This window comes from Pseudomonas sp. Irchel s3b6 (assembly GCF_900187415.1).
In the GTDB taxonomy this organism is placed as follows: Bacteria; Pseudomonadota; Gammaproteobacteria; order Pseudomonadales; family Pseudomonadaceae; genus Aquipseudomonas.
The window spans coordinates 17,268-28,351 of sequence record NZ_FYDM01000027.1 but is presented as its reverse complement, the minus strand read 5'-3'; the positions used below and the strand labels follow the sequence as shown (position 1 = coordinate 28,351).

Here is an 11,084-nt window from a genome sequence, read left to right as displayed (position 1 = left end):
GAGCACGAGGTCGGCAGCCTCGCGTTTGAATTCAGCAGAAAAGGAACGGCGTTGTTTGGTCATCTGACACCTCGATCTGGCGAGCATTCTCACCTAAATGGGTGTCCGGTTTCATTAGACCACTACAGTTACCCAGAAAACACGCGTTATCGTTGACGTCCATCGCGAGCGCGCTCGCTCCTACCTAAGGTCGGCGTTTGCTTAATTGAACAGCATTGCGTCGATGAAGGGGGCCTTTTGTGCCAGGTATTCACCTATGCCACCGGTGTTGGTTGCTTCCAGTTCAAGTTTCAAGTCTTGATACCGTTGGCGAATCACAGGGTCGCTCCTGAGCAGGTCACGAAAACGGAGCATTCTTTCGACTTGACCGTGGCCGGCGATACAGACGTGGACTTTATGGGTTCGAACGCCATCCACATCCCGACGATAAAAATGGTGCCCTGCCGACAGATTGCTTCCTCGTGCGTACCCTAGTTCACGCATGACATCGTCTCGGGAGGACTCGTGTCGATGCTCCGAAACTTCGACCAGGAGATCGATCTCCGGCTTGGCGGCGAGCCCGGGAACGGCGGTGCTGCCGACATGGTGGATGGTAACTGGCTCAGTGCCAAACGCCTTCGCGATCTGCTCTTTGGCGCCAAGAAAGAGCGAGGGCCATCGACTGTCATAGGGGGAAATTCTGCTAGTAAGCGCCATGGTGTTTCTTCCTTGTATCCGCAGGCTTGGCAATAGGGTGATTCCAGGACTGTGCATGCGCGCTCAAGACGCTGCCAGGCAGCCTCCATGCGAAGCCGGAATGTTAGCGTTCCCTGCGCGGAGCAGCTACTAGAGGTGGGAGACCTGGAGTTTGACCGCTGATACACCCACTGGATGCTTATGGCCGAGATCGGACATTCACGAGGAAGGCGTTTATCGGGCGCTCTCTACCAGCTTCAAGGCAATGATCGTGATGATTGGGGACAGCAACACCAAATCGCCTAGGGTGCAGGTTACTTCAGACCAATAGCTGCTTTTGCCGGTGAAGCGGCCAAGCGTAATTGCCTTGAGCACCCAGTACCCGACGCGATAGCAAATGACGCGGAAAACAACCTCAATCAGCGTCTCCATGGCATCTCCTTTGGCAGGTTCTTGACTGACTCTAGATGAAGTTGTGAAACGCCTCTGGTTTCGTAGATACACCTGAACGATCAATCATTGCCGGTATCGGCCAGGGTTGACCGAGAGAAGGAGTCCATCCCATTGCTGTTGGTCGGTAACTGTCTGGGCTGACCGTCCGCTCCTGGCCGCCACTAGCTGCAGCGATGGGGCAGTTGCATTTACCCAGGCCAGCCGATCACGGCACCGAAGAGGTTCGACGTGGTGCTGGCGACGTAGCTCACGTCGACATCATTCCCCAAGAAGGAACAGGGTCCTGGTGTCTGGCTCGCCGGCGAAGAACTGATCAAGGGCCTGCTGGAACAAGGGCTGTTCGGGCTGGACGCTGGCGAACAGCGTGAGGCAGGAGCGCAACTTCAGGTCATCAGGGTGACCTAGGATTTGCCGTGCAGTCTTGTCTCTGTGTTGCAGGAGGGTGCTGACGCATTCCTCCAGCCGTGGCCCCAGCACATCATGCTGCAGATAGGCCCGGGCTTCATCAGCACCCGAGATGGCAAAGCGTCTGGATGTCTCGCTCTGCCCGAGGCCCTGCAGTTGCGGGAAAATGAACCACATCCAGTGACGGGTCTTGTGCCCTGCACGCAACTCTTCCAGGGCATGGGTAAACACTGGGTGCTGGGCTTCGACGAAACGAAGAAGATTGAAGGGGTCATGCATGCTTGTACTCCCTGAGTTGGCAGGCACTGCGGCCCGGACTGTTTGAACCCGCACGCAATAACGCACTGTCGCGCCAAGTCACGCCGAATGATCCAGCCTGTAAGGGTATGACGCGTCGGCGAAGGCAGTAGTTTCATCGAAGGCAACTGGTGCAGACGACTGCGTTCGACCGGTTGAATCCACAGCCAGGAGCGGTCGCTCACGATAAGAGTGGCGGCGTCATAAGCGACAAATTTTCAACGTGGCGCGCAACCCTACAGGGATACGATTCTCTAGTTTGATCTGCCCGCCCAAGCGATCTGCAATGGCCTGAACGATGGTCAGTCCCAATCCTGCTCCTTGGTCATTTCCGCGGCTGTAGAAACGCTCGAAAAGCCGATCACGATCCTCCTCGTTGATTCCCGGCCCCTCGTCCTCGACAGACAACTCGTAGTCATTGTCTTTTTTTGCCAGTCGTACCGTGATCACTCCATGCGGCGGGGAGAAATTCGCCGCATTGGTTACCAAGTTGTTCAAGGCAATATCGATAGCTGCAGGGTCGACTTTCACACGTATGACTTCGTCACTGACATCGAAAACCAGTTCGAGATCCTTGCTCAACAACCAGGGCGTCAACTGAACCAGACTGTCGCGAACGGTGGCTGCCAGATCAATAGGTGCAGGCGGTTGAGTTCCTGCTTGAGGTTCAATACGAGCCATCGTGAGCAATTGGTTGACCAGTCGGCTGGTACGGTCCACGCCGGCAATCAAATATTCGAGCGATGTGCGACGATCTTCTTCACTCTCCGCTTCCATCAGGTTTTGGGCATGCACCCGGAGCACGGCGAGTGGTGTACGCATTTCGTGAGCCGCGTCAGCGATAAAGCGCCGCTCACGCCCCATTACTTCCTGAATCTGCGCGAGCACTCGGTTGAGGGCTGCCTGCATGGGCTCAAGCTCAGTGGGTAACGGCGTCAATTGCAAGGGTTCGAGTGAACCGGGATATCGCTCCCGCAGCGTTTTAGCCATGTTGACCAGCGGTTTCAATCCCCAGCCGATGGCCAGCCAGATCATTGCGGCCAACATCAGACTTCCCAGAATATTGGGCCACAACGTGTGGCGTACTATCCGGTCCACCAAGTCCGATCGGACGTCGTCTCGTTCACCAACCCAGATGCGCAAGCTGTTCTGCTTGTCTTCGAGCAGGAAGGCGCGCCAATGGCGGTTGTTCAGGTCTACAACATCGCTGAAGCCTGGTGTGTCCGGTGGTGCGCTGAAGGACGGTGAGCTAGCCGTGTGTACCAGCACTTCGCCCTTGAGGTTCCAGACCTGAAAGGCAATCTTCGTTTCATAGGGATGCCCGTCGCCCCTGGGTTCCGCCTCGCTCAGGGCCTGATTGAAGGCCTGATACAGATCAGCATGTTCTTTGCTGGTCATGGGCATGCGCATGACACCTTGTAGCAGGCGAGCGTTCCGCGCCAGTTGGGCATCATAGACTTCGGCAATTTCATGGTTGCTGTCATACAGGTTGAGTACGCTGATCACGGCAAGGCCGGCCAGCATCAGGCCGATGATCAGAGTCAGAGTGCGACGCCTGATCGAGGTCATCGACGCTCCTCCACCAGATACCCGACACCACGGATGGTGCGGATCAGGTCGGTCGAGAACTTCTTGCGCAGATGATGGATGTGTACTTCCAGGGTGTTGCTTTCAGCTTCCTCGTTCCAGCCGTACAACAACTGCATCAGGTGATCACGGGTCATCACCCGGCCAGGGGGCGAGAGCAGTTCGTGGAGCAACTGGTATTCCTTGGGCGTCAGGGCCACGGGCTCGCCGTTATAGCTGACTTGCTGGGTGCCGGGGTTCAGGCTGATGCCCGCATGATCGATCAACACTTGTGCCCGACCGGCGCTGCGCCGCAACAATGCACGCAGACGCGCCTTGAGCTCGGCCAGGTCAAAGGGTTTGATCAGGTAATCGTCGGCCCCGGCATCCAGCCCGGCGATGCGGTCTTCGGTGGCATCGCGCGCGGTGAGGATCAGCACCGGCAGATTGCAACCGCTGTCGCGCAGGTGCCGCAGTACTTCGAGACCGTCCATGCGCGGCAGGCCAAGGTCGAGCACCGCCAGGTCGAAGGTTTCACTGAGCAGCGAATGCAAGGCACTGCTGCCGTCCTGCAACCAGTCGACGGTATAACCTTCGCGCCCCAGGGCCTGATGGATACCCTCGCCGAGGGCCACGTCATCCTCTATCAGTAGTAAGCGCACATGGACTCCCGTCAGTTGAGTTTCTTGTCAACGTCGACCAGCAACGCTTCTATCTCTTTACGCCGGCCAGCGTCGGCGGTTTCGCGCCCCGGCCGTGGCGCCGCTTGCAGCGCTCTTTGCAGTGCCACTTTGGCTTCAGAGTAGCGTTTTTGACGGTAGAGATGATCACCCCAGAAGTACAGGCTGTCGATGCCGTTCGGGTTCAGTTGCAAGGCCTGCTTGAGTAACTGTTCGGCCTTGTCCGAGTCGCCAAAGCCGATGGGCCAGCCCGGTACACGGTCGTAGAGCGCGCCGAGACTGGTGTAGGCCGAGCCTTGCAGGGCCTTGGGGTCCAGCACCAGTGCTTTTTCCAGATCGGCCTTGGCATCCTTGACCTTGCTCAGCGCCCCGAGCCCTCCCTGGGCGCCGGCCCAACTGCTGGTGACGATGCCGGACCAGACCCAGGCCTCGGCCACGGTCTGGCGCTCTTGAGTGAAGCTCGAAGCCTGAGCGGCGAGTTTTTCGAAAGCGGCAGTTCGTTGGTCCTCCGGCAACTCGTACTGAATGTGTGCCCAACGTTGCTGGATGCTGTTGAGGCGTTGCTGGTCAGCGGTATCCAGGGCCCAGACACTCTGGCTCAAGGCTGCAAACAGCAAGCAAGCGATGGTCTTCTTCATGGTTTGAGATTCTCCTTGTCGGGTTTCTGGCTCAGGCGACGGATCAGCGGCAATTGCTTGCGCAAGCCGCGGTCCACCAGATGGGGCAGCAGGCTGTTGAGGCGTACAAAAAAACGTTCCGGCCAGCCCAGGTACAAGTCGCGACGGTCATCCGCAATGGCGTGAATCACGGCGGCCGCCACGGTTTGCGGATCATCGACATTGGCCTTGAGGGCATCGTTCAGCGCCTGGGCCGCCGGGCTGTTCATGCTGGTGCGGGTGGCACGCGGGGCGACGTAGAGCACGCTGACCCGGGTGTCTGCCAGCTCCCGGCGCAAGGCTTCGGAGAACCCGCGCAGGGCAAACTTGGTGGCGCAATAACTGGCGTAGCCGGCGTAACCGATGGAGCCATAGGTCGAACCGACGTTCACCACCATGGCGCTGTCGGCGCGTTTGAGCAGTGGCAGCAGGAGTTTTGTCAGGCAGATCGGCGCACTGATGTTCACCGCCAGCATCGCGTTGATCTCACTGTCATCCAGTTGTTCGAGCATAGCGAAATGATTGACCCCGGCGGCATTGACCAGCATGTTGATGCCGCCGATGCGGTCGGCCTCCGCCAGCACTTCGCGGCGGTCGGAAATCGACGTCAGGTCAGCACCGATCCAGCAGAGGTTACGGGGGTAACGCTCAAGCAGCGGTACCAATGGTTCCCGATGCCGAGCCACGGCCAATACCCGGGCACCACTGGCGCACAGGGCTGTGGCAATGGCCAGGCCGATGCCGCCGCTGGCACCGGTCAACACGACGCGAGCTTCAGACAGGAGCATGCAGATTCTCCCCGTCACGCGGCAAGCCGCGGAACATATCGGTGTAGAGCCGGTACACCACTTTTGAGGCGTGAATGACGGCGGCCTGATCGTCCGGGTCTTCCAGCTTGTTCATCAGTCGGCGGTAGGTTTGCATGTGTTCGATATCCAACGAACCGTGGGAACTGAGGTAGCTGAAGGCGCTTGCCGGCAGGTCCAGGCGTTCACGAATGCTGCCGGCAGCGTGGGTGGCCAGGGCGATGCTGGTGCCTTCAAGCACGTTGACCATGCCAAACAGCCCCACCGGGTTGTCCCTGGCAATCAGGTCGTAGAGGAAGCTGACCATCAATTCGATCGGCAAGGACGGACGCCCGTCGCGTACGGCATCCTTGTCACCGCCGCAGGCCTGGATGTCATCGAGTACCCACTTTTCGTGGCCGTATTCCTCCTCGATGTACTCGCACACCGCTTCACGCAGCCATTCCAGGCGTAATGGCAGGCGCGCACCGCAGGCCATCATCAACGGCACGGTATGGCGCACGTGGTAATAGGCCTGTGCCAGGAAGGCCCGGTAACTTTCCAGGCTGACCCGGCCTTCGAGGGCGTCGAGAATGATCGGCAGATTGAACAGCTCGTGGCGTTCTTGTTGAGTCGCTTCTTGCAGGGTGTCGAAAAAACTCATGGTACGGATTCCTCGGAAAATGCAGATTCGGTCAGTTGCGCCCGGTAGCGTTCGACAATGGCGTCGCGACGGGGGCGGCCATTGGCGGTCAGCAAACCGTTGGCGGGGGTGAAGGGTTGATCGAGCCGGGTCCAGTGACGGACCTGGGCGTACTCGGGCAAGGCCTTGTTGGACTCGGCCACAGCGTTGGCCAGTTGTTCGTCAGTGCAGTCCGGGCGATGCGGCCAGAGCAGGGCATGGTTGCCCGGCATGGCTTCGCCGTAGACGAAGGCCTGGGCGATATGCCGGCGCTGGGTCAATTCGGCCTCCACCCACTCGGGATTCACGTTGCGCCCGAAGCTGGTGACGAATTGATGCTTCTTGCGACCTTTGAGGTAGAGAAAACCCTCCGGGTCGAATTCGCCGAGATCACCGCTGGGCCACCACTCAGCGGTGTGCGGCGCGTCTCCCAGATAACCCAGAAAGGTCGAACCCTTGATCAGCACTTCGCCGTCTTCGGCCAGGCGAATCTCCACATGGGGAAGAGGGCGGCCGACACTGCCGGGACGGCGTGCCTGCGGCTTGTTCAGGCATACCACCGATGCGCACTCCGACAGTCCGTAACCTTCGTATACCGGGACGCCTGTGCGCTGAGCACGCTGCAACAGTTCCTCGGAAACCCGGGCGCCGCCGACAGCGGCAAAACGCAGGCATTGTGGATCGAAGGCCTTCTGCTCGGCAGCGCTGACCAGCATCAGCAACACCTGAGGTACCAGAATCAGGCTTTGGGGGGATCGGCTGGTCAGGCACCCCAACAGTTTCGGCACATCCACACCGCTGGCGCCTTGAATGCCCAGGGTTTTCTGGCTGGGCAGGCTCAAGGTCGCGCCAGCGTACAACGCGGCATAACAACCGATGTTCTCAAGCAAAATGGCCAGCGGCAGGAGGGCCAGATGGTGTTGTGAGTCGGTGGGTTTGCTGGCCAGATCCAGCTCGCGGGTGACACGCAGAATGCTGTCGGCACTCAAACACACACCCTTGGGTGTACCTGTGGTGCCCGAAGTGAAGGTCAACTTGGCGGTGCCATCAGGCATCCGGTCTGGGCCGTTGAAGGTGCGGCACCAGAACTCGCCGGTTTTCAGATAACCAGCCGCTTGCAGTTCATCTTGCAGCTGCGGCTCGGCAATCACCCGTTCGGCCTGGCTTTGTTCCAGGCAATGCTTGCGTTGCGCTGGACTGAAAAAGGGCGGCAAGGCCACGCAGGTCAAGCCTTCGAACAACACGGCCAGGTCCCAGAGCATGGCTTCGACGCCGTTGTCCAGCGCCAGTGCAACCACCTGGACCTGCTCATCGCGCAGGCGCTGCTGGCGATACATGACTTCGGCATAAAGCGTGGCGTAGTCCAACTTCCGCCGATCGTCCCATAACGCGGTGGCATTGGCTTTAAGCTCGGCCTGGTTGCGCAGTGTCTGATTGAAACGCTCCACTTCAGGCGACATGGCAGAATCCCTCCGTGGACGTTGGCAAGCCCAAACGATTGAACAGGCCAATGTTGCGTAGATGAATGAACCCGCAGCGGATATTGCCAACGTGAACCCAAGGTTTGCTTTCGTAGTAGCTGCCCCAGGCGTGGCGGTCTTCGCCCAAACGCGCTGGGTCGGCAGCACACAGCGCCACAGGCTTCAATCCAAGGCGATGAAAGCTGTTCACCAGCCCCAGGTTCCCGGTGAAGGCGACCCATTCCAGACCCCCCATGGCGAGCAGGTAAGTCATCGCGATGATGCTCATCCGTGCACTTCCAGTGTCGCTGGCCGTCAGGTTGCCCACCTCTACGATGGCTGACCGGTCTACTGCCTGGTCTTCTGCGGCACTGATCAGCGGATCAATCGGCTCATCCAGATAACCTTCCAGAAACAGCGGTTCGGCGCCTGCCACGCGCACACCGACCACCGCACACAGCACACCGGTGGCATCACTCATGCCAAACAGCTCCGGCATGAAATGGCGGATGTCGGCACCGTGGGCCTTGCGGAATCGTTGCTGGATAAAACTTTCGAAGACAGGCCGTTGCGGGTCACCCGGCAATGCTCTGACAAGATTCATTTGCAGTTTTTCGGCTTGGCCGAAGTACAGCGGCAACTGAACATTCCAGTTGAAATCGGACATTGGAAAACACCTCCCCCGGATCAATTGGGGAGAAGTATCAAAGGCATTTCTTAACGAAGTCTGAAGGTGACAAAAGATCGGCCCAAATGGTCTTCAGATTGCCTTAAGACTCGGCGGGCAGGGTGGCGCCAGTCGACTCGGTGAAAGCCGCGTCCAGGCTGCTCGAATGAGTCGGCAGCCAGCAATGACGTTCATGAGGCCCACAATGACCGGCGATATAACAACACAGCGTTATGGGAAACTGTCGATCACGATGCACTGGCTGATGCTGGCGCTGTTTATCGGCGTATACGGCTGTATCGAAATCAAGGGGCTGTTGCCGCGCGGCGGTAACTTGAGGAGCTTGTTTCTCGGGCTGCACGGTTTGTTCGGCCTGAGTATTTTTGCCCTCGTCTGGGTCCGCTTGCTCGGACGGCTGACACCGCGCCCGCCGATCAAGCCGGCGCTGCCCGCCTGGCAGACCGGTATTTCCCATCTCATGCATTTGGCGCTGTATATGCTGATGATCGGCACGCCTTTACTGGCTTGGCTGATGCTGGCGGCAGGGGGCAAGCCGATGCCCTATTTCGGTTTTTTGCTGCCGGCGCCGGTGGCGGTCGATCCTGACCTGGCCAAGCAGTTCAAGTATTGGCACGAGCTGCTCGGGAGCGCCGGTTACTGGTTGATCGGCCTGCATGCGGTGGCGGGGTTGCTCCATCATTACTGTGTGGGCGACAACACCTTGACCCGGATGCTGCCAAGGAGTTGATTGCCTTTGCCTTGAGGTTTTGGCTGCGTATGTCCAAGGGCTCGCATCGGGTCAATAGAGGTCACTGAAGCGCAACAGTACTTCGTCAACGCATGCGCTAGCCACGCTGACCGGCACGGAAATTCGCTGCCATCCAGAAGTGAGAGTGCAAGTTTCAGTCATGTCGGCAGCGTTTTTTTATTTGCTGCATATACTGACCGAGCAGCCTGATCTTGCCATCCGTCGTGTTCCTTCTTGAGCAGTGTCGCGTTCACCGTGAACAACTTCAGGCAAAACAAAAACCTACAGAAAGACAAGGAGCGTTATGAGCTATCAAGTCATGAGCAACACGACATTGTCTATCGCCTGATGAGTAGTTAGCTGACCGACTCACTCATCTAATTCAAAGAATGGAGATTCAGGTTCATGATGATCACACTACCGAGAGCACTTGGCTGTGCAATGGTATTGCTCGCGCCCTTTGCATTCACGCTCGCCCATGCCGCGGACACCACTCCTGCCGAAACGAAGGCCATCGCGCAGGAGGGTTACATCTACGGCCTGCCCATCGTGATGAACTATGCGATCATGTACGACTACGCCGTCGACAAGCACTCCAGCCAATACAAGGCTCCGTTCAACCAGATCCATAGCCTGCACCATGTCGCTACTTATCAGGACACGGCCGTTGTTTCGCCGAACAGCGACACGCCGTATTCCATGCTGTTCATGGACCTGCGCAGCGAGCCGATCGTGCTCTCGGTGCCAGCGGTGGAGAAACAGCGTTACTACTCGCTGCAGCTCATCGATGGCAATACCTACAACTTCGGTTACATCGGCAGCCGAGCCACCGGCAGCGAAGCCGGCGATTACATGGTGGTCGGCCCCGATTGGAAGGGCGTGACCCCACCGGGCATCAAGAAGGTGTTTCGTTCCCGCACGCAACTCCCTTTCGTGATCTTTCGCACCCAGCTCTACAACCCGGCAGACATGCCGAACGTCGAAAAGATCCAGTCCGGCTACGCGGCCCAGCCGCTATCGGCTTTTCTCAAGCAGCCCGCGCCGCCTGCCACGCCATCGATCGACTTCCCGAAGATTGACAAGGACCTCGTGAAGACCGACTTCTTCAAGTATCTGGGTTTTGCGTTGCAGTTTGCCCCGGCCACACCGGATGAAGTGGCGATCCGCGCGAAGCTGGCCCGTATCGGCATTGGCGCCGGCAAGGACTTCAACTTCCAGGAACTCCCCGCCGAACAACAGGCCGCAGTGGTTGAGGGCATGCAGGCTGGGCATGCGAAGGTCCGGGATGCGGCCAATCATCTTGGCACGCAGGTCAATGGTTGGAACATCGTGGGGGCCGGCGGGGACGCCGCCTTCTACAAGGGCGATTGGCTAAAGCGTGCCGCCATCGCGCAAGCGGGCATCTACGCCAACGACGCCGAAGAGGCCACGTATCCGATGGCCAAGACCCTGGCCGATGGTAAGCCGCTTGACGGCAGCAAGCACAACTACACCATCACCTTTCCGGCTGGACAGCTCCCGCCGGTCAATGCCTTCTGGTCGGTGACCATGTACGACGGCAAGACGCAACTGCTGATCAAGAATCCGCTCGATCGCTACCTCATCAACTCGCCGATGCTGTCCAACATGAAGAAGAATCCGGACGGCTCGCTCACGCTGTACATCCAGAAGGATTCACCCGGCGCGGACAAGGAAAGCAACTGGTTGCCCGCACCGAATGACCTGATCTACCTGGTGATGCGCCTCTATTGGCCTCGGACGGTATCGCCTTCCATCCTGCCTCCCGGCAAAGGAACGTGGAGTCCACCGCAGATCGTCAAGGTCACGTGACCCGCTAACGCTCCGGTTGCAGCGGACGGCACGGGTGCGCCGCCGCTGAACCGGCGCGTCAGGGGTTACCACTGATCGAAAACTGATCCGGCAACAGCGCTTGTACCAGGCACTGACCCATTTGTTGTGCCGCCCCTGCCAGCAAGAGAATACCGGGGAGTCGAATGCGAAACAGGATAG

The 11,084-nt window shown here is 58.7% G+C and carries 12 protein-coding genes; 2 read left to right on the top strand and 10 right to left on the bottom strand.

What is annotated here, in order from left to right; genetic code table 11:
* Positions 1-201: 201 nt before the first annotated feature.
* From CKW07_RS24760 to CKW07_RS24715, 10 genes are all read right to left on the bottom strand, one after another.
* Positions 202-696 (bottom strand): GrpB family protein, encoded by a 495-nt coding sequence (locus tag CKW07_RS24760; protein WP_095147466.1) that lies wholly within the window; start codon positions 694-696, stop codon positions 202-204.
* A 213-nt stretch (positions 697-909) separates the two neighbouring features.
* Complete coding sequence (locus CKW07_RS24755; RefSeq protein WP_095147465.1) at positions 910-1,107, bottom strand: hypothetical protein; 198 nt, start codon at positions 1,105-1,107, stop codon at positions 910-912.
* A gap of 279 nt (positions 1,108-1,386) precedes the next feature.
* Positions 1,387-1,812 (bottom strand): DUF1810 domain-containing protein, encoded by a 426-nt coding sequence (locus tag CKW07_RS24750; protein ID WP_095147464.1) that lies wholly within the window; start codon positions 1,810-1,812, stop codon positions 1,387-1,389.
* Positions 1,813-2,031: 219 nt separating this feature from the next.
* Positions 2,032-3,399, bottom strand: coding sequence for a HAMP domain-containing sensor histidine kinase (locus tag CKW07_RS24745; RefSeq protein ID WP_095147463.1), 1,368 nt, complete (start codon positions 3,397-3,399; stop codon positions 2,032-2,034).
* Positions 3,396-4,058: a response regulator gene (locus tag CKW07_RS24740; protein WP_095147462.1), complete on the bottom strand. Its 663-nt coding sequence runs from the start codon at positions 4,056-4,058 to the stop codon at positions 3,396-3,398. The genes CKW07_RS24745 and CKW07_RS24740 overlap by 4 nt, the downstream gene beginning before the upstream one ends.
* An 11-nt stretch (positions 4,059-4,069) precedes the next feature.
* A complete protein-coding gene (locus CKW07_RS24735; protein ID WP_095147461.1) occupies positions 4,070-4,714 on the bottom strand; it encodes a tetratricopeptide repeat protein in 645 nt (214 codons plus the stop codon).
* Positions 4,711-5,520, bottom strand: a complete 810-nt coding sequence (locus CKW07_RS24730; RefSeq protein WP_095147460.1) for an SDR family oxidoreductase — start codon at positions 5,518-5,520, stop codon at positions 4,711-4,713. The genes CKW07_RS24735 and CKW07_RS24730 overlap by 4 nt, the downstream gene beginning before the upstream one ends.
* Positions 5,507-6,181, bottom strand: coding sequence for a TenA family transcriptional regulator (locus CKW07_RS24725; protein ID WP_095147459.1), 675 nt, complete (start codon positions 6,179-6,181; stop codon positions 5,507-5,509). Before CKW07_RS24725 ends, CKW07_RS24730 begins: the two co-directional genes overlap by 14 nt.
* The gene (locus CKW07_RS24720) at positions 6,178-7,659 is read right to left on the bottom strand and encodes an AMP-binding protein (protein WP_095147458.1); all 1,482 of its coding nucleotides are present in this window, start codon (positions 7,657-7,659) and stop codon (positions 6,178-6,180) included. The genes CKW07_RS24725 and CKW07_RS24720 overlap by 4 nt, the downstream gene beginning before the upstream one ends.
* The gene (locus CKW07_RS24715; protein WP_095147457.1) at positions 7,649-8,326 is read right to left on the bottom strand and encodes a thermostable hemolysin; all 678 of its coding nucleotides are present in this window, start codon (positions 8,324-8,326) and stop codon (positions 7,649-7,651) included. The genes CKW07_RS24720 and CKW07_RS24715 overlap by 11 nt, the downstream gene beginning before the upstream one ends.
* 205 nt (positions 8,327-8,531) lie before the next feature.
* Between CKW07_RS24715 and CKW07_RS24710 the strand changes: the two genes are divergently transcribed.
* Together CKW07_RS24710 and CKW07_RS24705 are read left to right on the top strand one after the other, a co-directional pair.
* Positions 8,532-9,074: a cytochrome b gene (locus CKW07_RS24710; protein ID WP_095147456.1), complete on the top strand. Its 543-nt coding sequence runs from the start codon at positions 8,532-8,534 to the stop codon at positions 9,072-9,074.
* Between the two features lie 441 nt (positions 9,075-9,515).
* Positions 9,516-10,904, top strand: a complete 1,389-nt coding sequence (locus CKW07_RS24705; RefSeq protein WP_371850676.1) for a DUF1254 domain-containing protein — start codon at positions 9,516-9,518, stop codon at positions 10,902-10,904.
* Positions 10,905-11,084: the final 180 nt, after the last annotated feature.